Source organism: Hymenobacter gelipurpurascens (genome assembly GCF_900187375.1).
GTDB lineage: Bacteria > Bacteroidota > Bacteroidia > Cytophagales > Hymenobacteraceae > Hymenobacter > Hymenobacter gelipurpurascens.
Window position 1 is genome coordinate 561,699 of sequence record NZ_FYEW01000001.1, and the last position, 24,605, is coordinate 586,303.

The 24,605-nt window shown below is 55.7% G+C and carries 14 protein-coding genes; 12 read left to right on the forward strand and 2 right to left on the reverse strand.

What is annotated here, in order from left to right; genetic code table 11:
- Positions 1-151: 151 nt before the first annotated feature.
- The 3 genes from recQ (at position 152) to CFT68_RS02320 (ending at position 4,580) form a co-directional block, all read left to right on the forward strand.
- Entirely contained in the window at positions 152-2,434 is a 2,283-nt protein-coding gene (gene recQ, locus CFT68_RS02310; RefSeq protein ID WP_088841810.1) for a DNA helicase RecQ, read from the forward strand.
- 372 nt (positions 2,435-2,806) lie between these two features.
- Positions 2,807-3,616 (forward strand): helix-turn-helix domain-containing protein, encoded by an 810-nt coding sequence (locus tag CFT68_RS02315; RefSeq protein ID WP_088841811.1) that lies wholly within the window; start codon positions 2,807-2,809, stop codon positions 3,614-3,616.
- Between the two features lie 244 nt (positions 3,617-3,860).
- A complete protein-coding gene (locus tag CFT68_RS02320; protein ID WP_088841812.1) occupies positions 3,861-4,580 on the forward strand; it encodes a pirin family protein in 720 nt (239 codons plus the stop codon).
- Between the two features lie 86 nt (positions 4,581-4,666).
- On the opposite strand, the gene CFT68_RS02325 is transcribed toward CFT68_RS02320, so the two are convergent.
- Positions 4,667-6,517: a M2 family metallopeptidase gene (locus tag CFT68_RS02325; RefSeq protein WP_088841813.1), complete on the reverse strand. Its 1,851-nt coding sequence runs from the start codon at positions 6,515-6,517 to the stop codon at positions 4,667-4,669.
- 102 nt (positions 6,518-6,619) lie between these two features.
- On the opposite strand from CFT68_RS02325, the gene CFT68_RS02330 reads away from it, so the two are divergent.
- On the forward strand, positions 6,620-7,420 hold the full coding sequence (locus tag CFT68_RS02330) for a sterol desaturase family protein (RefSeq protein ID WP_088841814.1): 801 nt from the start codon (positions 6,620-6,622) through the stop codon (positions 7,418-7,420).
- Here the strand turns inward: CFT68_RS02330 and CFT68_RS02335 are convergent.
- Entirely contained in the window at positions 7,417-8,361 is a 945-nt protein-coding gene (locus tag CFT68_RS02335) for a M90 family metallopeptidase (RefSeq protein ID WP_088841815.1), read from the reverse strand. The genes CFT68_RS02330 and CFT68_RS02335 overlap by 4 nt on opposite strands.
- Before the next feature lie 234 nt (positions 8,362-8,595).
- Between CFT68_RS02335 and CFT68_RS02340 the strand changes: the two genes are divergently transcribed.
- The 8 genes from CFT68_RS02340 to CFT68_RS02375 all read left to right on the forward strand — a co-directional run bounded on the left by CFT68_RS02340 (position 8,596) and on the right by CFT68_RS02375 (position 24,357).
- Entirely contained in the window at positions 8,596-9,207 is a 612-nt protein-coding gene (locus CFT68_RS02340) for an RNA polymerase sigma-70 factor (protein ID WP_088841816.1), read from the forward strand.
- A gap of 140 nt (positions 9,208-9,347) precedes the next feature.
- The gene (locus CFT68_RS02345; RefSeq protein ID WP_088841817.1) at positions 9,348-10,400 is read left to right on the forward strand and encodes a FecR family protein; all 1,053 of its coding nucleotides are present in this window, start codon (positions 9,348-9,350) and stop codon (positions 10,398-10,400) included.
- 176 nt (positions 10,401-10,576) lie between these two features.
- On the forward strand, positions 10,577-13,849 hold the full coding sequence (locus CFT68_RS02350) for a SusC/RagA family TonB-linked outer membrane protein (protein WP_088841818.1): 3,273 nt from the start codon (positions 10,577-10,579) through the stop codon (positions 13,847-13,849).
- A 12-nt stretch (positions 13,850-13,861) separates the two neighbouring features.
- Entirely contained in the window at positions 13,862-15,403 is a 1,542-nt protein-coding gene (locus CFT68_RS02355; protein ID WP_088841819.1) for a RagB/SusD family nutrient uptake outer membrane protein, read from the forward strand.
- 93 nt (positions 15,404-15,496) lie between these two features.
- Positions 15,497-16,861, forward strand: a complete 1,365-nt coding sequence (locus tag CFT68_RS02360) for a glucoamylase family protein (RefSeq protein ID WP_088841820.1) — start codon at positions 15,497-15,499, stop codon at positions 16,859-16,861.
- Positions 16,862-17,099: 238 nt separating this feature from the next.
- Complete coding sequence (gene bglX, locus CFT68_RS02365) at positions 17,100-19,415, forward strand: beta-glucosidase BglX (RefSeq protein ID WP_088841821.1); 2,316 nt, start codon at positions 17,100-17,102, stop codon at positions 19,413-19,415.
- A gap of 976 nt (positions 19,416-20,391) precedes the next feature.
- Positions 20,392-22,281 carry a cellulase family glycosylhydrolase gene (locus CFT68_RS02370; RefSeq protein WP_088841822.1) on the forward strand — a complete coding sequence of 630 codons (1,890 nt, stop codon included), beginning with the start codon at positions 20,392-20,394 and terminating at the stop codon, positions 22,279-22,281.
- Between the two features lie 39 nt (positions 22,282-22,320).
- Entirely contained in the window at positions 22,321-24,357 is a 2,037-nt protein-coding gene (locus tag CFT68_RS02375; RefSeq protein ID WP_088841823.1) for a 7TM diverse intracellular signaling domain-containing protein, read from the forward strand.
- Positions 24,358-24,605: the final 248 nt, after the last annotated feature.

Sequence of the window (24,605 nt, forward strand, 5' to 3'; positions counted from 1 at the left end):
TAGCTGGCGTTATGTGGAATATGTTACCTCTTTCTACGGGCACGCGGCTCTAACAGCCGAGCATGATTCTGCCCAGGAAGTGCACGATTCCCGCCCCCGATTGGTTACTTTCCTGCTTTCACCCAGCCACGTTTAGGCGTATATTTACCCCATGTTATTTGCTGCCGAACCTCTCGCCCCCACCCTGGAATCTGCCCGTCGTGTCTTAAAGCAATACTACGGCTACGACTCATTCCGGCCGATGCAGGAGGACATTATCGGCAACATTATGGGTGGGCTCGATACGGTGGTGCTGATGCCTACAGGCGGCGGTAAATCGGTGTGCTTTCAGGTGCCGGCCGTAGTGCAGGAGGGCGTATGCGTGGTGGTTTCGCCCCTTATTGCCCTGATGAAAGACCAGGTGGAGGCCCTGAAAGCCAACGGTATTTCGGCCGCTTACATTAACAGCAGCGTAGGCCAGAGCGAGCAGAACAACATTGCTGCCGACTGCCTCAATGGCTACCTGAAGCTGCTCTACGTATCACCGGAAAAGCTGCTTTCCGAAGGCTTCCTTAATTTTCTGAAGCGCATGCGCATCAGCATGTTTGCTATTGATGAGGCACACTGTATTTCGTCGTGGGGGCATGATTTCCGACCCGAGTACACGCAGCTTCGGGTGCTACGCGAGCAGTTTCCGCAGGTGCCCATTATTGCCCTTACGGCCACCGCCGACCGCCTCACCCAGCGCGACATACAGCAGCAGTTGCGCCTGAACAACCCGCGGGTATTTCTGTCGTCGTTCGATAGGCCTAACCTGAACCTGATTGTACGGCCGGGCCAAGACCGCGTAGGTGGTATTCTGGAGTTTATTGAGCGCCACCAGGGCGAGTCGGGCATCATCTATTGCCTCTCGCGCAAGCAGTGCGAAACCCTGGCCCAGAAGATTCAGGCCAAAGGCATCAAGGCTGGTTTCTACCACGCTGGCATGACGCCCAACCAGCGCGGTGCCGTGCAGGAAGCTTTCCTGAAAGATGACTTGCAGGTGATTGTAGCCACCATCGCCTTCGGCATGGGCATCGATAAGAGCAATGTGCGCTGGGTTATTCACTACAACCTGCCCAAAAACATTGAGGGCTACTACCAGGAAATAGGCCGCGCCGGCCGCGACGGTTCTCCCGCCACGGCGCTGCTGTTCTATTCCTTCGGCGACGTAATGAGCCTGCGCGATATGCTCACGAAGGAAAATCCCAACCTCACGCAGTTGAACCTCACCAAGCTGGAGCGCATGCAGCAGTTTGCGGAGGCTGCCTCGTGCCGCCGCAAAATCCTGCTCAACTACTTCGGCGAAACCTTGCCCCACGACTGTGGCAACTGTGACATCTGCCGCAACCCGCCCACTACCTTCGATGGGACGGAAATAGCGCAGAAAGCGCTTTCAGCGGTGGTGCGCGGGCGTGAGCGGCTCAGCATCAGCCTGCTGATTGATGTGCTGCGCGGCATGCGCAACCAGGCCGTACTCAGCGGCGGCTTCGACCAGATCAAGACCTACGGGGCCGGCCGCGACCTGCCGTATCTGGACTGGTACAGCTACATCCATCAGATGCTCAATGATGGCCTCATCTATATTGCCTACGAAGAGGGTTACTCACTGAAAATTACGGAGTTGGGGAGGGGAGTGCTGCAAGGGCAGCGGACTGTGCCCATGAAGAAATTTCAGCCTGCTGAGAAGGCCGAAAAAGCACTCCGTGGTCGAAAGGCCGCTGCTTCAAGCAAAGCCGCTCCGGTATCGCGCGAGGCACAGTTGTTCGAGGCCCTGCGCACCTTGCGCAAGCGCATTGCCGACGAGCAGGGCGTGCCGCCCTACGTTATCTTCACCGACTCCACGCTGCAGGAAATGGCCGAGGAGCGCCCCGTAAACCGCGTGGCGATGCTGGGTATTTCGGGGGTGGGTATGAAGAAGTTCGAGAACTACGGCGAAGCCTTCATTCGGGAAGTGCTGGCCCATGGCGGCAACCCCGCCGCCCAAGTGGAGTTCGACGGAGATATGTCGAGCGGCCTCGACCCGGGCGATTTCAGTAAGGCGCCACGCGCGACCCGGAAAAGAGAAGCCAAAGAGCCCAAAGAGGCTAAGGAAGCCTCCAATGAGGTGAATGGCACGATGGAAACTACGCATCAGCTCCACCGCATGGGCCTCAGTGTAGAAGCTATTGCCCAGCGCCGCGACCTGGCCATTTCCACCGTGCAAACCCACCTGACCAACTGCTACGCGAAAGGGCTGGAGTTGCGCATCGAGGAATTCCTGTCCTCCGGCGACATAGCTGAAATACAGACTGCCCAGGCCCAGCTCGGCAGCAGCCCCATGCTCCGCGACCTGTTCGACCATCTGCGCGAGAAATACGACTACTTCAAGCTGCGTCTGGCCCTGATGTACATCAAGAAGCTGCGCGGAGAGTAGAGGTGAAGTGGTGAACTTTTGAAATAGTGAGCTTGACGCTCTAACTGGTCTACACCACTATAGACTAGGCCAGTTGTGTCATTGCGAGGAGGCACGACGAAGCAATCTTTCCTTCCCAATGCGCGACCTATTGATTTAGCATCAAGCCCTTGCTTCCCACTATGGAGGTGAGGGCTTTTCATTCCTTCACCAGATGTACTGCCCGCGACAAGGAAGGATTGCTTCGTCCTTCGTCCTCGCAATGACAGAAACCAGCCAAATATTTTTAGTAAAAACTTCAGCTAATTGAATTAGTATTCGCGTAGAAGAGTTCATATCTTCGTGAGCCGGTAAATCTTTACCGATGAAGCCCTTCCCCCGGCTCCCTGCGCTATGATCAACACTAATCTTAAATTCTGGCGGCGCGAACTGGCCCTTACCCAGGCGCAAATGGCCGATAAGCTCGGTATCAAACGTTCTTTGGTAGGTGCTTATGAAGAAGGCCGTGCAGAACCTAAACTGGCTACGCTAGTGAATATGGCGCGCCTCTTCAATATTACGCTAGACGCACTGGTTACCACCGACTTTAGTAAAAAGAAGAACGCCAAAGCCGCCCTGCAGCTCCAGGCCCAAACGGCTGCCACTACCGATGCAGGCGTGAGCCGCCCCGGTGGCAACCTGCGTATTCTGGCGCTAACCGTTGACCGGGACCAGAACGAAAACATTGAGCTGGTACCTCAGAAAGCGGCAGCCGGCTACCTGAATGGTTACGCCGACCCGGAGTATTTAGAGGAGTTGCCTAAATTCCGTCTGCCCATGCTGGGTACCGGTGGCACTTACCGCGCCTTCGAAATCTCCGGCGACTCCATGCTGCCCATTGCCAGCGGTACCGTTATCGTAGGCCGCTACGTAGATGATTGGCAGAATATCAAGGATGGGACGCCGTGCATTGTAGTAAGCAGCAAAGAAGGTATTGTGTTCAAGCGCGTCTTCAACCGCCTGAAAGACAACGCTATGCTGGCCCTGCACTCCGATAACCCGCTGTACTCACCCTATCAGATTGATGTGGAAGATGTAGTGGAAATCTGGGAAGCGAAAGCCTATATCAGCAGCACGTTCCCCATTGCCGACCTTTCCCTGAATCGTTTGGCCAGCATCGTGCTGGATCTGCAGCAGCAGGTGTCTACCATGAAGAAAGTATAGTCTGGAAGATGGCCTAGGCCATTTTTCCTGACCGGCAGCCCCGATACCAAAACAGTGGTATCGGGGCTGTTGCGTTTTAATCGGTTCTGGCTAACGAAACAAGCCAAGTCTTGAGGAATGGCGTGAGAGAAGGCATGTAGGCTAGGCGCAACTGAAATTATGCTTACTAACCCACGTTCATTGATCCTAACTTACCTGCCCTGCTACGCGTAAGTTGACTGCAACAATCCAACCCTCTCTTCCTATGCTAAAGCTCATTCCTGCCACCGACCGCCACCACGCCGCCCCGGTGCAGTGGCTCAATAGCTATTTCCTGTTCAGCTTCGCCGATTACTACGACGCAGACAATGTCCATTTCGGACCGTTGCGTGTGTTTAATGACGATACCATTCAGGGCAACTCGGGCTTTCCGCAGCACCCACACTCCGAAATGGAAATCGTGACGCTGGTGCTGGAAGGCGAGTTGGAGCACGAAGACACGATGGGCAACAAAGCCACCATCAAGAAAGGCGAAGTGCAGCGCATGACCGCCGGCACTGGCCTAGCACATGGCGAAAAGAACGACACCGACAAAGCGGCTCATATTTATCAGCTTTGGTTTCTGCCGAACCAGAAAGGCCTGTCGCCAAGCTACGAACAGAAAGACGTTGACTTTCTCGACAAGAAAAACGAGCTGATTCCACTGGTTTCGGGGCAAAAGGTGCTGGAAGATGTGGTGTTTATGAACTCAAATACCACCATCTACTGGTGTAATCTGAGCAACGACAAAACAGTCACCTTCAAGACTTTCCCCATTCGGAATACCTTCATCTATGTAAAGGAAGGCACGCTCTTCGTGAACGGCGTTGATATCGGACCCAACGACCAGCTGCGTTCTACGGACGAGCACGTCTTGGAAATCAGGGCCACCAGAGACGCGCAGTTCATCCTGATAGATCTGCCAGGCAGCGAGGTCAATTACTAAACTCACGTCATCCGGAAACAGAAAAGCCGAGCAGTTGCTCGGCTTTTCTGTTTCTAAAACAACGCTAAAAAGGTGCTTTAGGCCACCTACATGGTGTATTTGCGGCCTTTGTTCTGCTGCTTCAGGTAGGCCATCAGCGGCTCGAAGTACTCCACCATAGCGCGAGCTGAAAGGTCTTCGCCGGTTTTCTCCTTCAGCACAGTGCGCCAGTCTTTGCTGGAGCCGGGGCGCATGATATCGGCCAGGAACTGGCCTACCTCCTTATTGCCGTAGTAGTTGGTGGCGTGCGGATCCTGCTTCAGAATTTTCTTGGCAATGTGGTCGTGGAGCTGGAACAGAATCACGTACGACAGGGCGTAGTCGTAGTACTGCGCGGGGTCGTCGTTGATGTGGGTTTTGGTGGCGGGGTCGAGGTACTGCTCGCCGCGCGTGGTGGGCGGCACAATGCCCTGGTACTGCTTCGCCAAGGCCCACCATTTGGCGTTGAGCTGGTCGGCGGGCAGCTTATCGGCATAGAAGCTGTTTTCCCACTCGCTCATCACACCCGAGGCAAACGGGATGAAGACCGCGTAGTTCAGCGCCTCCTTCAGCAGGGTTTGGGTCTGGTCGGTTTTCGCGTTGGGGTCGATGAGGCCTAGGCCAGCCAGGAAAGGCTTTTGCGTAGCAGCCAGGCCCATGAGGGAGCCCATGGCTTCGTGGTAGCCGCGGTTAGCACCTTGGCGCAACAGCGGCGGCACATCGGGGTTGGCGTAGGTGAGGTAGTAGTAGATGTGGCCTAGCTCGTGGTGGGTCGTTTCGTACCACTCGGTGTTGCCTTCCACGCTCATCAGGCTACGCACATCTTGGTTAAGGTCCATGTGCCAGGCCGAGGCGTGGTTGTTCTTTTTGTAAGTTGCGCCCTTAGGCAAAGGATAGAGGCTGCTTTTCTCGTAGAAAGAAGCCGGTAGCGCCTGGAAGCCGAGGCTTTGGTAGAAGCGCTCTGCCTGCTTTACCTGCCACTCGGCGCCTTTTTTCGCCAGTACGGGGTCAATGTTCAGGCCTTTCACGTCGACCATGGCACTCCAGTCCTGGCCCCAACGGTTGGGCAGCCAGGAGGCGGGGAGGTAGTCGGGCACCTGCTTCACGTTGTATTTCTTCGCCAGTTCGTAGCGGGCGTAGGTGTGCAGCTCGCGGTAGAGCGGGCGCAGCTCCTCGTTGATTTTGCGCACCAGCGTCATCATCTCCTCCCGGTTCATGCCATAGTCACTGGCCTGGTAGGAGAAGTAATCGGGGTAGCCGAGGGCCTGCACGGTTTGGTTGCGCAGGTCGCGCAGGTTCAGCAGGCCATCCTTCAGGGTAGGACCGATGGCCTTGCTGGCTTCCCAGATCTGCTGGCGCTTCAGCGGGTTCTTTTCTTTGCGCAGCAGCTCATCCAGGTCGTTGGTCGTGACGGATTTGCCGTTGTACTTATAGTCGAAGCCATAGAGCTTTTCAGTCTGCTGAGTTTCGGCTTTGATGCGGGCTTTTACCACATCGGCAATGGTCTGGGGCGAGTTGGCGGCGTTGTAGAGAGCCGTCTGCAGCTGCTTCACCTGCAACTCCGTCAGGTCCTGTTTGTGCTCCAGTAGCTCCCGCAGGCGCTGGATGTTAGCCGCCGAGCCCGTGAAAGCCGCCATGCGCTCATTGGCACGGGCCGTAGCGCCCGAGTTAGCCGTGTCGCCGGCCACAATGTGCGTGTTGGAGCGCCATTCCGCCTCTGATGATTGGGCATACAGGCGCTGGTATTCCGTGGAGTATTCTTTCAGGAACGTTTCGGCCTGCTCCTGCCAGTTGGGCGCGGCCGGCTGAGCGGCGGGCGCCGTGGTATCAGGAGTAGTGGAAGCAGTGGGCGTTTTGGCCGTAGGGGCGCAGGCCGTGAGCACGGCCGCCGTAAGGGTGGGGAGGAAGTACTTTTTCATACAACAGATGATGCGGGAAATAGGGACGTTGCTACAAGCGAAGGTACATATCCGGCCGGTTTGCGCCACGAACTAATGGCGTTTCGCCGTAGTTTCGCTGGTATGCAAGCCGCACTTATCACGCCTACACAGGCTGGGCTGGTCTACGCCGCCGATTTACTTATTATGCTGCTCCGTTACGGGTTGTTTGCGGGAGTAGCCTACGCCGTTTTCTGGCGCTGGAAGAAAGCCCGCTGGCAGCATCGCCGCATTCAACCCCGCTTCCCTGATCAGCACCACATTTATACCGAAATCCGTTATTCGGTGCTTACCTGCCTGATCTTCGCAGCGGTTGGCCTGGGCATATTTGTGGCCCGACAGCACGGCTTTACCCGCATTTATATGAGTGTAGGCCAGTACGGATGGCTCTATCTGGTGGGCAGTACAGTGCTGGCTATTTTGGCCCACGACACGTATTTCTACTGGACGCACCGGTTCATGCACTTGCCCGGGGTGTACCAGCGCGTGCACCGCATACATCATTTGTCCACCAATCCGTCGCCGTGGGCGGCCTTCGCTTTTCACCCGCTTGAGGCCGTGGTAGAGGCTGGCATCTTTCCGTTGTTGGTGTTTGTGCTGCCCTTGCACCCCATTGCCATAGTCACCTTCCTGACCTATATGATGGGCATGAATGTGCTAGGCCACCTCGGCTACGAGCCATATCCGGCCCGGTTCCTGCGCACCCGTTTCGGGCGCCTGCACAACACCAGCACCCACCACAACATGCATCATCAGTTCGTGAAAGGTAATTATGGACTGTATTTCAACTGGTGGGACCAGCTCATGGGCACCAACCATGCGAAGTATCAGGAGCGGTTCGAGAAGGTGGCCATCATTCAGCGCCAGCAGAAAGAGGTGGCCTAGGCCACCTCTTTCTGCTGCAACAAATGACAGTCTTTGTACTTCTTGCCGCTGCCGCAGGGGCAAGGGTCGTTGCGGCCAAACTTGCGGCGGCTGCGCAGGCTTCTGATCCATTCGCGCGGGTCTACGGCCAGGCGCAGGAAGCGCTTTTTGGGGTTCTGGCGCAAGGCGCGGCTCAGCAAAGCATACAGCTCAGGGTGGTGCTCCTGCAGCTTCTCGGGCTTCTCAAAGAAATATTCTGTCACGACGGCAAAGAACTCGGCCTCGTTGGTGCCGGCGTAACTGTTGATTTCGGAGTCGCCGGCCCTGATGGCCGCAATTTCGCGCTGCATCACGGCTTCCCATTCGGGGCGCAACTCAGCAGGCAGGGCAATGGCCGGCACGCCATCAATTACGCCATCGGCCTCATCCAATAAGTGCGCAAACTCATGAATACCCACGTTCTGCTTGTCGAGGGCGTCTTTAAAGCCCTGCTCCAGAGAAGCTTTTGACAGGCGCATATAGTGCGAGGTCTGGAAGCCCTGCACACTGCCCAGCAACGTACCTTCCAGGCCTACATACTCTTTGTTCGGATCGCGTTGCTGGGTCCAGGCATCGGGCACTACCAGCACCTCGCTCAGGTTGCCATACTCCCAATCGGGAAAGCCAAACACGGGAATAACGGCCGACGCGGCTACCAGCACGCAAGTGGTGTCATCAATTTCAGTTTCAATACCCGTCACGCGTTTCTGGGCCAGAAATACCTGCACCCGCTTTTCAAACCGCTGCTTGTCGCCAGGAGTGAGGGAGAGGTAGAAGGCCACGCGCTCCGTCAGAATCTGGCGCCAGGCCACTGGGAATTCAGCGGCTTCAGCGGCCTGTTTCACCCGTTTCTCGCGGGTGGCGTAGCGGTAAAAGAAGAAAATAACAACGGCAACGAGTACCGCAAAAACTGCATAAGCCATGGCCGCATCAACGGCTAGGCCACTCTTTGGGTTGTAGGCTGGGCCTAAGGTGATACAACACGGCGCCGTATGCAGCCGGCTCTCAATCGAACTAACACGTATGCTCAGCAGCGGTTTAGATAATGGCCGCCATCGTTGCGGTTTTTCTGCCGAAGTTTGTCGGCCCAAACAATTTCAGGGCCTGATCCCGTAAAACTTATTGCAGATTCCCGAATTGTTATAAGTTTAATACTCATGCCGGCTTTTTCTTCCCCTGCTTCCAAACAGTTGCGGCTATACGCCTCCTGGGAAGACGCGGCCTTAGTACAAGCCCTGCAGCTAGGAGATACTCTGGCTTTTTCCGAAATATACCAGCGCTATTGGTTTCAGCTGCTGGAAGTGGCCTACCGAAAACTCGGCTCGCGTGAAGTGGCCGAGGAAGTGGTGCAGGACCTGTTTACGGGGCTGTGGCACAAACGCCAGGCCCAGCGCATCGAGCATCTGCAGCGCTACCTGTTCATGGCCGTTCGCTACCGCATCATCGACCATGTTAAGGCCCGCATGACACACACGGGCTATGTAGAATACAGCAAATCTCACCTCACCTTGCTCGACCGCAGCACCGAGGAAGCGGTAGACGCCGGAGACTTGTCGGTGGCACTGCTGGCGAGCCTGTTGCGGCTACCGGAACACACCCGCGAGGTGTTTCGGTTGAGCCGACTGGAGCATCAGACGGTTCCGGAAATAGCGCAGCGCCTCAATCTGTCGCGCAAAACAGTGGAATATCATCTGACCAGGGCCCTCAAATCATTGCGCATCAGTCTGCGCGACTATTTAGTGCTGCTCTTAGTGTACTTCTGGGGATAAATTCTTCAGGCCGTTTTAAGTCTGTCCGTCAGTTTGTTAGCCTGGGCTTGTGAGAAGCGCCAGGCTTTTTTGTGAAAATTATTTATTGCCTGACTAGGGAGTAGCCCGAGTTGTTCGACTAGTAAGTAAGCCCTTACCCTATGGCTGTACTAGATATGAACCAAGAGGAATTACGTGACTTATTACAACGGTATCAGGAAGGAGTATGCACGCCCGAAGAAAAGCGGGTGGTGGAAGATTGGTACGATGTGCTAGGCCACGAGCGGGAGCTTGCCATAGGGAAAGAGGAAAAAGAAGTGATACAGGCAGCGCTCTGGGAGCGGATTGCCCGCGATACATTCGAGGCCCAGGACATGAGCCCACCGGCCTCCGTATGGCGGACGCCCATCCGGTGGGCCGCCGCCGCGGCTATAGCGGCAGGCCTAGGCCTAGGAGCCCAGCAGTGGCTCTCCGCTACGCATACGGCCCCGGAACTGGCCACCGCAAATAGGCCTACGCTAGACCCCGATGCCCCACAGTGGATGGTATATGCCAACCATACCGGCAAAGCGCAGCGCATCACACTTCCTGACAGCAGCCATGTGTTGGTTTCTGCGGAAGGGGAGCTGAAATACCCGGGTCAGTTCCAGGCTGAACGGCGCATCGTGCACCTGAAAGGGGAAGCCTTCTTTGAGGTAACGCATGATGCCACGCGGCCTTTCCTGGTGTATACCAACAAGGTAGTAACCACCGTACTGGGTACCAGTTTTGTGGTGAAAGCCCCCGTAGGCCAGCAGGCGGTGGTGGTGCAGGTGCGTACCGGCAAAGTGCGCGTGACCCCTCGGGCCGAAACCGAGGCCACGGAAGCGCAGGTACCGGGCAGTATTGTGGTGTTGCCGAACCAGCAGGCGGTGTACACGCCCGCCCAGCACCAGCTGCAGCGGGAATTGGTGGCCCAGCCGGCCTTGCTGGCGCCTCAGCCTTTCGTATTTGATGACCGGCCCGTGGCGGAGGTTCTGGCAGCACTGGAGGTGGCCTACGGGGTGCCCATTGTGTATGACGCACCTAGCCTGGCGGGCTGCACCGTGAACCTCTCGCTCCGCAATGAGTCGTTGTACGGCAAGCTCGATGTGCTGTGTAAGATGCTGGATGCCAGCTATGAGCAGAAAAACGCGCAGATCGTCTTCCACAGCAAAGGTTGCCAAAGCAAGTAACTACCATCTTAAAAATAAGTCTTCTACCAACCCCCAGCCTATGCCCACCTAACTACTTTCTAACCTGAGCCCGACATGCAGGCAGTTTCCCCCGGCCATCCTACACCGCTGCTGCCTCAGTGCCCTCGCGAAAACCAATTCCCGGTAGTGAAACGTCACTAAATCCCACCTTTCGCATGAATCTTCCCCTACACTTCCCACATTCCTTCCAGAACTTTAAACGGGTGGCGCTCCTGCAGCCGCTGTGCATTACAATGCTCAGCAGCATAGCCGCCGCCCAGCCGTTGGCCGCTCAGCCTGCCCTAGAGCAGCCTATCACGTTGCGCGCCCAAGATGAGACCATGCACGCCGTGCTGGCCAAAATTGAAACCCAGGCCGATGTGCGCTTCCAGTACAGCCGTCAGCTGATTGGGGCCAGCCGCCGCGTCTCTATTGAGGCAGAAGGTCAGCCCCTGGATGAAGTGCTGCACAAGCTCCTCGATCCGCTGCACATCAACTACGAGCCCGTGGCCGATGGCATTATCCTGAAGCCCGCCGCCGTAGCCGACATCACCGTAACCGGCCGCGTGCTGGATGAGAAAGGAGCAGGCCTACCCGGCGTGAACGTGGTGGTAAAAGGCTCTACCACCGGCACGCAAACCGATCTGGAAGGGCGCTACACCCTCACGGCCCCCGACAATGCCACGCTGGTCTTCACTTTTATTGGCTACACCTCGCAGGAAGTAGCCGTGGGTGGCCGCACCTCCGTGGATGTCAACCTGGTGCCCGACTCGCAGGCGCTGAGTGAGGTAGTAGTGGTGGGGTATGGCACCCAGCGCAAGCAGGATGTAACCGGCGCCGTAGCGCGCATTCAGGCCGAAGAAATTGTAAACCAGCCCGTCCAGACGCCCACCCAGGCCCTGCAGGGCAAAACGGCGGGCGTGCAGATTACTACCGATGGCACGCCCAACGCCCAACCCACCGTCCGCATCCGGGGTACGGGTACGCTGCTGGCCGGCGCCAACCCGCTGTATGTGGTAGACGGCGTGCAGACCACCGACATCCGTAACCTGAGCAACTCCGATATCGAGACGATTGACGTGTTGAAGGATGCCTCGGCCGCCGCTATTTACGGGGTGCGAGGAGCCAACGGCGTTATCATTGTAACCACCAAAAAAGGCAAGCAGGGCAAGCCTGTATTGAGCTACAACACCACGGTAGGCTTCAAGGAAGCCGCGCATTTGGTGAAAATGGCCGACGCAGGTCAGTACGCCGACTACCTGCGCAGTACTTCGCCCAACGTGACCATTCCGGACTATTCCGGCAGCACCGACTGGTACGACCAACTTCTGCGTCGGGCCATGTACCAGAATCATAACTTGGCGGTATCGGGTGCGAATGAGAGCGTACGGTACTACTTCAGCGGCAACCTGCTGCAGGACGATGGCCTAGCCATCAATAACAAGTTCTCCCGCCTCACGGTGCGCTCCAACACCGACTTCACCATCTCGCCGAAGTTCAGCATCAACTCTCAGGCTTCCTTCAGCCGTGCCAACACGCGCGACGTAAATTTTGGGGCAGCCTTTGAGAATTCGTACCGCGCGGCGCCGATTATTGTGGCCAAAGAGGGCGGGCGCTATGGCAACACCTCGGCCTTCGGCAACGTGGGTAACCCACTTCTCAACATTGAGAAGAACAACAACCGCTCCTACGAAAACCGCCTGCAGGGCAACGTAGGCCTGAACTTCCTTCCGGTTGAAGGGCTAACTTTGCGCTCAGCCATCAACGTAGACCTGAACTTCACTAACCGCCGGATCTACGATTACCAGTACCTCAACGACGAGGCAACCTTCCTGACGGCCGGCGGCAACCAGCGCAATCCGCAGAGCACGCTCAATGTTGACCAACGGACCCGTTCTCGCTACCTCTGGGAAAACACGGCCACCTATCAGAAGGTCTTTGCTGAAAAGCATAACCTGACGTTGCTGGCTGGTACCGTGATGGAAGAGGGCAACGTCAGCTCCATTTCCGGCAGCCGCCGCAATGTACCCGAAGACCCCAACCAGTGGTATTTGAACACCGGCGACCCGAACACCAGTGTAAACGGTGCGCCGGAACTGGGCAAGGACCGCCGTCTATCGTTCCTGGGCCGCATCAACTACGCGTTTGCGGATAAGTACCTGCTCACGACGAACCTGCGCTACGATGGTACTTCCAAGTTCAACTCCAGCCAGCGCTGGGGGCTGTTCCCGTCGCTAGGCCTAGGCTGGGTCCTGACGGAGGAGGGCTTCCTGAAAGACCAGACTGTACTCAACTTCCTGAAGCTGCGCGCCAGCTACGGCCAGCTGGGCAACGACCAGATCGACCCCGCCTCGTACATCACGACGGCCGATGTGAACATTCCGTACGTGTTTAACACCCAGCCGGTGCTGGGGGCTGTAATTCGGGAGATTAAGGACCGTGACGTGCGCTGGGAAGTGACGACGGAGTACGACGCCGCCGTGGAGTTTGCTACCCTCGAAAACCACTTGAGCGGTGAACTGACCTACTACCGCAAAACGACGACCGACGCCCTGATTCCGGTGAACATTCCGGCCTTGTTCGGTGACCCCAACAACCAGTACATCACCAATGCCGCCGACATCAGCAACCGTGGTGTGGAAGCGGCCCTGACCTGGCGCAACCAGGTAGGGGAGAACTTCTCCTACAACTTTGGGGTGAATGCGACTTTCAATAAGAACCGCATTGAAAACCTAAACGGCGGCCAGGCCCTGTTCGGCGGCCCCCGTGAGGTAACGCGCTCCGATAATGGTGTGGCAGCAGGCAGCTTCTATGTCCTCAAAGCCATTGGCGTGTTCCAGAGTCAGGCGGAAATTGACGCCTACCCAAAATACACCTTCCTGACACCTCGCACTGGCGACCTGAAGTACGCGGATGCCAATGGCGACGGCGTAATTGACCCCAAAGACAGAGTATACGCCGGTTCCTATCAGCCGCCCATGTATTTCGGTATCAATGGCGGGCTGAACTTCCGGGGAGTGGATTTCTCGTTTGTGTTCTCGGGCAACGTCAACAACGATGTGTACAACCGGAAGAAACAGGCCACAGACGCTGTAACGGATAACATTGAAGAGGACTTCGCCAATAACCGCTGGACGACATCCAACCCTTCTCAGACGGACCCCTACGCTATTCGGAGCAACACGCCCAACTCTACGTACTTCATTGAGTCAGGCTCCTATATCCGCCTGAACAACCTGGTGCTGGGCTATACCATTCCGGCAGAACTGACGAAGCGGGCGCATATTTCCTCGCTGCGGGTGTTTGCTACGGGCCAGAATGTGTTCACCATCACCAAGTACTCGGGCTTTACGCCGGAGCTGCCGGGTGGGCCCTTGGATGCCGGTATCGAAGCCACCACGTACCCCACCAGCCGCACGCTTGCGCTGGGCCTCAATGTTAATTTCTAAGCTCGTCGCCTCATGAAAGCCATAACAACTATCATTTCCCGGCGCGTGTATCTGGCGGCGCTTGGGCTAGCCCTCACGGCAGGCGCCGTGGGCTGTAAAGATTTCCTGGAAGTAGCCCCCCAAGGCCAGCTGACTGAGGACCAGATTCGTACGGACCCCGCAGCCGCGCAAAAGCTGGTGGATGGCGTGTACAACGCCATGTACCTGGGCGGTTTCGGGCCCGATATCCACGGCCTGCAGTACATCATCCTGACGGATATTGCCTCCGACGACTCCGATAAAGGCAGCACGCCCCAGGACTATTCGGCGGCGGCTGAAGTTGATAACTTCACCCTGAACTCTACCAACAGCGTTGTTAACAATGCCTGGAAGGGCTATTTCCAGGGAATCAACCGGGCCAATCAGGCGCTGGACAAGGTTCCGCTGAGCCCGGCCCCCGAGGCCACTCGTAACCGGCTACTCGGGGAGTCGCGCTTCCTGCGGGGGTACTTCTACTTCAACATGGTTCGCCTGTTTGGTGGGGTGCCGAAGCTAGATAAGGTGCAGCCTGCCTCGGAAATTAATAACCCCGCTTTGCAGCAGCGTGCTACAGCCGCTGAGATTTATCAGCTGATTATTGATGATCTGCAGTTTGCCGTAGACAATCTGCCGCTGAAAGGAGCCACAGAAACCGGCCGCGCCACCAAAGCTGCAGCCCAGGCCATGCTGGCGAAGGTGTATCTGTATCAGAAGAACTACCAACAGGCCTACGCCCTCACCAACGAAATTATTACAGGTAAGTCGGGCAGTTATGGCCTGTTCCCGAACTACGAGGGTATCTGGCGCGAAGTAGGGGCCAACAGCCAAGAGTCTATTTTTGAGGTGCAAACGGGTGTCAATGCGGCCTGCAATAACTCGGCTGTAGAGCTGTATACCGTCAGCCAGGGGCCGCGCTCTGGCGGCCGGGGCGGCTGGGCCGACTTAGGTTTTGGCTTCAATACGCCTACCCAACAGCTGGCCGATGCCTATGAACCCGGCGACAAGCGCCGGGAGGGAAGCATCATCTTCATTACCACGGCCCGTAAGGGTACGGTACTGTGGGATGGTTTCCGGATTCCCAGCAAAGACTCCGTAGAAGGTTTCCGCTACAGCTATAAGGCGTATCACAGCCGCACGCAGGAAAAAAACTGCGGCAACAACGACTTTCTGCCCAAGAACATCCGGATAATGCGCTACGCCGAGGTGCTGCTGATTAATGCGGAGGCCGCATTGCAGACTGGCAACACGGCCGCGGCGCTGACCAATCTGAACCTGGTTCGCTCCCGGGCAGGCCTACCGGCCCGCACCACCGCTACACTGGCCAACATCTGGCAGGAGCGGCGCGTGGAGCTAGCCCTGGAACACGACCGGTTCTTTGACCTGGTACGCCAGGAAAGCGTGCAACCCGGCCGCATTGTGCCGCTGTTCGCGGCGCAGGGTAAAACCTTCACGAAGGGAAAAAATGAGCTGTTTCCCATTCCGCAGGAGCAAATTGACCTGAGCGGCGGTCAGCTGACGCAAAACCCCGGTTACTAAGTGGCCTAGCAGAGAAAGAACGCCGTGTAGAGTGCCGCAACGCCTCTGCATGGCGTTCTTCTCTTCTGGCTGTCACGGATAAAACACTGCTGTATGAAAGCAAAACTTCTTCTTTTCCTGTGTCTGCTGGTGCCTGGCCTAGTGTGGTCCCAGCAAAAGCCAGCCCCCAAAAAAGCACCTGCTGCTACCGCCAAATTCGACCCGAAACAGCGGCTCAAAAACCTCTCCGATGAGCAACTGCTGGACCTGGTACAGCGCCAAACTTTCCGCTACTTCTGGGACTTTGGGCACCCGGTGTCGGGCATGGCGCGGGAGCGGAGCAATGTGGCCTACGAGTACGGCAACGAGGTAGTAACCACGGGCGGTACGGGCTTCGGCATTATGGCCATTATTGTGGCGGCGGAGCGCAAGTGGATTCCGCGCGAGGAAGCGGCGGCCCGCATCTTTAAAATCGTGAAGTTTCTGGAGAAGTCCGACTCGTTTCACGGCGTGTTTCCGCACTGGCTGAACGGCGCGACGGGCAAAGTAATCCGGTTCAGCCAGAAGGACGATGGCGGCGACCTAGTAGAAACTTCCTTTCTGTTTGAGGGGCTGATATGTGCCCGCCAATACTTCACGGGCGAAAGCAAGACCGAGAAAGATCTGCGCAACCACATTCTCTGGATGTGGGAAGGAGTAGAGTGGAACTGGCACACGCAGGGTGGCCAAAGCGTGCTCTACTGGCACTGGAGCCCCAACAACGGCTGGAGCATGAACCACCAGATTCATGGCTGGAACGAGTGCTTGATAACGTACGTACTGGCCGCTTCCTCGCCCAAATATGCCATTGATAAGAAAGTCTATGACCAAGGCTGGGCAACTGGCGACTACTTTAAAAACGGCAAAGAATTCTACAAGATCAAGCTGCCGCTGGGTTTCGACTACGGCGGGCCGCTGTTCTTCTCCCACTACACATTTCTGGGCCTCGACCCACGCGGACTTAAGGACCAATATGCCGACTACTGGCAGCAAAACCAGGCGCACACCCGCATCAACTACGCCTACTGCGTCGATAATCCTAAGAAGTACAAAGGCTATGGACCCAACAGCTGGGGCCTCACCGCCTCTGATAGCTACCAGGGCTACGCGGCTCACTCGCCCACAGAGGACTTGGGCGTGATTTCGCCTACGGCGGCGTTGTCGGCCATGCCCTACGCGCCTAAAGAGTCGATGGCGGCCATGAAGCACTTCTACAATGACCTTGGCGACAAAATCTGGAGCGAGTACGGCTTCGTGGATGGGTTTAGTGAGCACCACAACTGGTACGCCAAGTCGCACCTTGCCATTGACCAGGGCCCAATTGTGGGCATGATTGAAAACCACCGGACGGGCCTACTGTGGAAGCTGTTCATGAGCAGCACCGATGTGCAGCGTGGCCTCACCAAACTCGGCTTCGAAAGCCCCCAGATAAAAAAGTAAGTAGGTTTGCGGCAGCTGTAAGAGCCGCCTGCTGAGCAGGCGGCGCATCAGGCCAGGCGTCGAACCAGCTTTGCCTCTGGCTACTTACTGGCCTAGACCTCTGCACTGAGGCGGAAGAGTAATGGTCTACGGGCTACTTTCGGTTCTACCACGTTCACGCTCCGCATGACAGCCGGATACTGTTCCCAACCTTACCTATTGATTGCGACTACTCAACTTCTTCCTTTCCTATTCCCACATGAAACGAGTTTTCCGAACCGCCCTGCTCATGTCGTTGGGGCTGCTGACGCCGCAGCTGCAAGCCCGTATATCTGACCCTACCACTACCACTGCTCCGGCTGATGATCAGAAGATGAATAAGTTCATCAGCGACCTGATGCAGAAGATGACGCTGGAGGAGAAAATCGGCCAGTTGAACATGATAACCGTGGGCTTCGATGTGACCGGGCCGGTCGTAAGCAAGGATGTGGACGCCAACATCCGGAAAGGCAATGTGGGCTCGGTGTTAAATACCTTCACGCCCAAAGCTGCCCGCAAGCTCCAGGAAATGGCCGTAAAGGAGTCGCGCCTGCATATCCCGCTCATCTTTGGCTACGATGTTATCCATGGCCACCGCACCATTTTCCCGATTGCACTAGGCCTGGCCTCCAGCTGGGACCTGCAGGCTATGGAGCGTAGCGCCCGGATTGCGGCCGAAGAGGCTTCCGCTGATGGTATCAACTGGGTGTACTCGCCGATGGTGGATATTGCCCGCGACCCGCGTTGGGGACGGATTTCGGAAGGCTCAGGCGAAGACCCGTACCTGGGTTCCCAGATTGCCCGCGTGATGGTGCGCGGCTACCAGGGCACCGACTTAAGCAAAAACAATACGGTAATGGCCTGCGTGAAGCACTTCGCGCTGTACGGCGCCGCCGAGGCCGGCCGCGACTACAACACCACCGATATGAGCCTGGTGCGCATGTACAACGAGTACCTGCCGCCTTACAAAGCTGCTGTAGAAGCTGGCGCGGGCTCCATGATGTCGTCTTTTAATGATATCAACGGCGTGCCGGCTACCGGCAACAAATGGCTGATGACGGAGCTGCTGCGCAACCAGTGGGGCTTCAAGGGCTTCGTGGCCACCGACTACACCGCCATTAATGAGATGACCGCCCACGGGATGGGCGACGACGCACAGGTGTCGGCTCTGGCCCTGAACGCGGGTATTGATCAGGACATGGTAGGCGAGATTTTTTTGAAAAACCTGGCTCAAAACCTGAAAGATGGCACCGTAAAGCAGGAGCAGATTGACCTGGCCTGCCGCCGGATTCTGGAAGCGAAGTGGAAGCTAGGCCTATTCCAGGACCCTTATCTCTACGCCAATGAAAAGCGGGCTAAGGCGACGATGATGAAGAAGGAGTTCATCGCCGATGCCCGCGACATTGCCCGCAAAAGCATGGTGCTGCTGAAAAACAGTAACAACGCACTACCCCTGAAAAAGCAAGGAACCATTGCCCTAGTAGGCCCGCTAGCTACCCGCCAGCGCGATATGATCGGAAGCTGGAGCGGCGCCGGCGACTGGAAACAGGCCGTGTCGTTGGAGCAAGGCATCAAGAACGTAGCCGGGAGCGGCGTGAAGATTGTAACGGCCCAGGGCGCCAACTTCACCGACGACCAGCAAATGATTGACCGCCTGAACGCCCACGGCGGTGAGCTGAACGTGGACAAGCGCAGCTCGGAGGAAATGATTCGCGAAGCTGTGCAGGTTGCCCAGAGCGCCGACGTGATTGTGGCCGCCGTAGGCGAGAGCCAGGGCATGACGGGTGAAGCCGCCAGCCGCGCCGATATTGGCCTGCCGGGTCAGCAACTCGAGCTGCTGAAGGCCCTGAAGAAAACCGGAAAGCCCCTCGTGATTGTGTTGATGAGCGGCCGCCCCCTGACGCTGCCTTGGGAAGACCAAAACGCCGATGCCATTCTGGAAACCTGGTTTGCGGGCACCCAGGCCGGCAATGCCATTGCTGATGTTCTGTTCGGGGCCTACAATCCCTCGGGCAAGCTCACGGCCACTTTCCCGCAACACGTAGGCCAGGTGCCCATTTACTACAACCACAAAAACACCGGCCGCCCATACGCTGGCGTAGCGCTCGATAAGTACAAGTCGCGCTATATGGATGTAAGCAACGACCCATTGTACCCGTTCGGTTATGGCTTGAGCTACACCACGTTCGAGTACGGCAAGCCTGAGCTCAGCACTACTTCACTAGCAATGAACGGCACGCTTGATGTGAAAGTGTCTGTGAAGAATACGGGCAACTACGACGGCGAGGAGGTGGCCCAGCTCTATATCCGCGACATGGTAGGCTCCATCTCTAGGCCAGTAAAAGAGCTGAAGGGATTTCAGAAAGTGATGCTCAAAAAAGGGGAGAGCCGCACCCTCACGTTCCGCCTCACGCCCGAAGACCTGAAGTTCTACAACGCCGACCTGAAGTTCGTGGCCGAACCCGGCGACTTCCAAGTGTTCGTGGGCGGCAACTCCCGCGACGTGCAGATGACTAGCTTCAAGCTAGGCCAGTAGCAGATGTAACAACGGTTTAAGAGATACACCTTGCAAAACGGCGGACCAGTTTGGTCCGCCGTTTTGTTTTATGCCCTAGCCCGGTGGCTACACAGGACAAAATACAATCCTCAAAATACTCTCAGCAAAGGCCCGTTTTGCAGTTGTTTCTTATCCGCGTGGTGCAAGTAAGCCAGCCAGGGATATTGTGAGTTTGGTAATCGTGCCGCTTGGTTGTGCGTGTGTAGTAAGTGTATAAGATGCTTGTTGATTATCCGTAAAAATGCTTTAGGAGTCAGTAGGGTGGCTTTTGAGGCTTGCATTTTAGAAAACAAGGCCTATATATTTGGTAACAGGATGTCAGAAAAAAGCCTCGTTTAAAGCTTAATCTGACGCCCGCCCCCGTGGTTTGGCTTAAGGTGATTTCTTCCAGGCATTTACGGTGCTGTCCTGCTTACCATTCCCTGCTTGGCCTTGTTGGCTAAGAATGGTTCCGCCCCACCCGCAAACCCACCCCGTATGATCCAGCCCTACATCGGCCGTTATGGCGCGCGTTGCCCTTCAGTATAAGCGCAACCAAAAACTGATGGCCGCTGATTCACGCCTGAATACACTATAGCATGGCAACCGCACTCTAGAAGCGGCAACTCCATCTGTAAACTGCTGCCTGATGACTAGGCCAGGAAATGCCCTTACAGAGGCGCATTGCAGCTTACATCTATCCGTCTCTTGTTCCTCCAGAGATGCAGAATATATGAACGTAGCGTTCTAGGCCTGCCTGATGTGTGTGCCCTATTCATTTCCTGTCACCATTCTTTCTTCCACAGAGTGGTATGGAAAAGGTGCCAGAACAATAGCCCAGGTTGACGTTTTCAAAAGTATGCCTGCCCTGTAGTAATTGCTTGTACAACAAGCATTAGTATGGGCGGCTCATAGGCTGAGAATAGCTTTCGCTCCCTGCAGTTAGGCACCTGATTCTTCCTTTTTCTGAGAAATAATGCGCATTAACACCCGACATCGCAGGCTACCGTTGCAGCAGAATACTGCCATCCAGCGCTTAGGCTGGTCTGCTCTGCTGGTAGTAGGGTTGTTGCTAAGTTCCCTCGCCCCTAAGGCCCAAAACCTAACCTGGTTGCGCGCCAATGGCACCAAGATGGTGGATGCCAGCGGCCAGGAGGTAGTGTTGCGTGGTTTCAATGTGGGAGGGTGGCTACTGCAGGAAAGCTATATCCTCAAAACCGACTCTCTGAATAGCCAATGGCGCATCAAGCAGGCCCTGTTGCGCACGATGTCAGAAGCCCAGATGGAAAATTTTTACCGACAGTACCGGGCAAACTTCATCACCAAGGCTGATATCGATTTCATTGCTAAGCAGGGCTTTAATTGCGTACGCCTGCCTTTTCACTACGATCTTTTCCTGACGCCGGCCCAACGCCATGCGCGCACGCAGGCCCTGCGCAATCCGCAAAACGTGGCAGCCTACGTCCAGAACCTCAGCACCTGGTACGAGCAGAACCAGCTATTCACGGATACGAAAAATCTGGAAGGTTTCCGGGCTATTGATGATGTGCTGAAGTGGTGTGCGGCCAACAAGATGTATGTGATTCTGGACCTGCACGCGGCTCCCGGTGGCCAGGGCACCGACCGCAACATCAACGACGCCTTGGTACCGTTGGATCTGTGGAAACGTCGCGATACCAAAGGGCGGCTTATTTATCAGGATATAACCGTGCGGCTCTGGGAAAAACTTTCGGCCCGCTATAAAAACGACCCGCGCGTGGCTATGTATGATTTTATTAATGAGCCACATAACCTGACTGTGGCCAACGGGCTGTCAGGAGACAATAAAGAACTGAGCGCATTGTACGCGAGGCTTATCAATACCGTACGCGCCCAAGGTGACAAGCACTTGGTATTGCTGGAGGGCAACGGCTACGGCAATGAGTACACCAATCTCACGCCCGATAAGCTTGCTATCAAGGATAAAAGCAACTTGGCCTACAATGCCCACCGCTACTGGTGTCCCAATACCCCGGAAGCCGCCGATTCCAATCCTAACCAAATCAATCTGTTGAAGAACCTAGCGGCCTTTCGCGATAAATGGCTAGTACCGGTGTGGGTAGGCGAAACCGGAGAAAACTCCAATGAGTGGTTTGGGGCGGCGGTGCAGGGCCTGAACGCCCAGAACATTGGCTGGTGCCACTGGACCCTCAAGCGCGTAGATGGTCCTACAAGCTTGTTGCGGGTAAAGCCTTACGGTAGCATTCTCACGGCCGAAGGTAGAGCGGCATTGCTGCGCAACGTGCAGTATGCTAATTGCTTGCCTAATAAGGATGTGATAGTTGCTCTCACGAAACCAGCAAATTATACTGCTCCTTTTGCTTCTCTCACCATCCCTGGCACAATTCAGGCAGCTGATTATGATCTGGGCAGAGCAGGAGTGGCCTACCACGACGATTTTTCAGCAAAAATAGATTACCGCGATACGGTAGCCTGGAATCTGGGCGGCGCTTACCGCAACGATGGAGTAGATATCCAAGTGACTACTGACTCACCGGGTAAAAAATATTCCGTAGGCCACTTGGCAGTGGGGGAGTGGATGAACTACACCGTAACAGTGGCTGCTGCGGGTACTTATTCGGTGCAGGTCCGGGTAAAGTCTGCCCCTACACCTGGGAAGCTTTTGCTGAAAATGGATGGCGTGTCCGTAGCCTCACTGCTTGTTAGCCAGGTAGATAGTGCGGGTAAATGGATGACGGCGACCACTAAAACAGCCACGCTGCCAGCTGGCCGCCACACGTTGCAGCTGCAGATAGCGCAACCCGTAGACCAGGTTAGCTGGCTACGATTTACCCCAATTAGTACAGGCTCGGCGGGCGGACAGTAGGCGGGCTGCCCGACAGTTTTTTGTACCTTGTACAGTACCATGAGGCCCATTCTTCGCCACTTTTTCTTGTTTCAAGCCAATCGGCTACCCGGTCTTGTGCTGCTGCTGTTGCTGCTAGTTGTGGGTATGCGCGGTAGTTGTGCTGCATCGGTTAAAGGCCCCGATACCTTGCGGGTTCGGGCTAATCTGGAGGAGCTGTACGTAGGCCCTTATAATTACAGTCTTCTCATAGACCCAACGGGACAGTTAACCCTGGCCGATGTGCAGAAACCTCAGTACGCTGCAGGGTTTGTGCGTGGCGACAAGGTGCCCACCGATATGGAGCAGACAGGAGCGTATTACTGGATGCGGCTGATAGTGAGGGCCGAAGGCCCCCAGGATCAGCACTGGTACCTAGATATGTTTGACTCGCATATCAATGATATTTCCTTCTTTCCCGACCTTGGCTCAGAGCGAAACTCTGTACATACCGGCGCTGATCGGCCACTGGCTACCCGTAAGTTTCCGTACAAAAACTTCCTGTTTCGGCTGTCTTTAGAGCCCAACCAAAGCCACGTGTATTATCTGCGGCTGCGGTCAAACTCTAAAACCAGCTTCCTGAGCCGGCTGCGCACAGAACAACCGCTGTCTGTGCACTTCCAAACTGAGTATGGTCTGTTGGGAGGCTTCTATGGGGTGCTGCTGATCATGGTTATTTACAACCTGTGCCTCTACGCCTTTATCGGCGAACAAACCTACCTGCGCTACGTGCTCTACGTACTTAGTTCAAGCTTAGTGTTTCTGGCGGAGGATGGCCTAGGGTTTCAGTATTTGTGGCCGGCATATCCGACACTCAATCAGTTGGTTATTGCGGGCTCTCCCATACTGCTGCTGCTCACGTTCAGCTATTACGCCCGGCAATTTCTGGATGCCCCGCAGCGGTTGCCCCGCTACGATTCCTGGGTGCGGGCTGTAGTGCTCCTGAGCACTGCTGCTTTGGTTTTAGATACCGTTTGGTTGGATTCCGGCTGGAGTTTCTGGCTGTTTCTGCTGCCCTATGGCATGATTTACTACCTGGCCTTCCGGATTTGGCGCCGAGGGTTTCGCCCGGCTGGCTACTTCCTGCTCGCTCATGCTATGGTGGCAGTGAGTGTGGGCTTCCTTATCCTGCGTAAGCTCGGCATTAACACCTTCACAAACACGGCCACGGTGTATAGCATGAATGCCGCGTTTGTGGTAGAAGTAGTGGTGCTGTCCTATGCCTTAGGAGAAAAGATCAAAGGAATTAAGGATCTGACCATCAAAGCCCAGGCTAAGCTGGTGAAGCAGTTGCGCAAGAAGCACTACGCGCAAGATCAGCTCGTAGAGCAGCTACGTCGCAATCAGGAGCTCAAGGATCAGCTGAACACAGAACTGGAAAGCCTGGTGGCATTGCGCACCGAAGAGTTGCGCAAGCAAAGTGACACGATCAGTGCGCAAAACCGGGAATTGCTGCAGGCCAATGGCCTGCTGGCGTTGCAGTCATCCGCCATCGAAAAACTCAACACAGACTTGCAGCGCGACTTACAGGAGGCAAAAACGGCCCGGGTGATGTCGAAAGAGGTAAACTTTGGAGAGTTCAGCCAGATTTATCCCGACAAGGATGCTTGCCTGGTATACCTGGCTGGCCTGAAGTGGTCCGAGGGGTTTCAGTGTCGCAAATGCGGGCACGAGAAATACTGTGATGGACGCGAACCGCACTCACGCCGCTGCACGCGTTGTCGCTACGTTGAATCAGCTACGGCCTATACACTGCTGCAGAAGTGTAAATTCTCCATTATCAAAGCCTTCTACGCTGTGTTCCTGATCTACACGCACCAGGGAAATTACGCTTCGCAGGAGTTGTCGAGGGTGCTGGACCTGCGCCAGGGCACGTGCTGGAGCTTCAGCCAGAAAGTGCTGGAAGCCATGAAAAGAAGAAGGCAAGCACCTGATTTTGACGAGAATGAGGACTGGACCAACGTACTCCTGGATGCCACCGGAAGTGCAGAAGAAGAGCCCGCAGCAGGGGAGGAAGAACTCCAGAAGAGCATTTCCGGGAAGAAAGTCGTGCTATAGCACAATGCTTGTAATTTATTTTGAAAAAAGGGGGCTTTTGGCCCCTTTTTTTGATTGTTTTTTACGTGTCGACCTAGCAAACTTGAAAGGCTATCTAAAGAAGCTAAGTGCAGATATACTCAATTTTACTTGTGTGTTAAGCGTATAGCAATGTTGTTAATAACGTGCAAAAACGCTTATTCTGAGCAATAGAAGCGTTTTTGCTATTGCGTTTCCTGAACAAGGTCGAATATATTTGGGTACTCCCA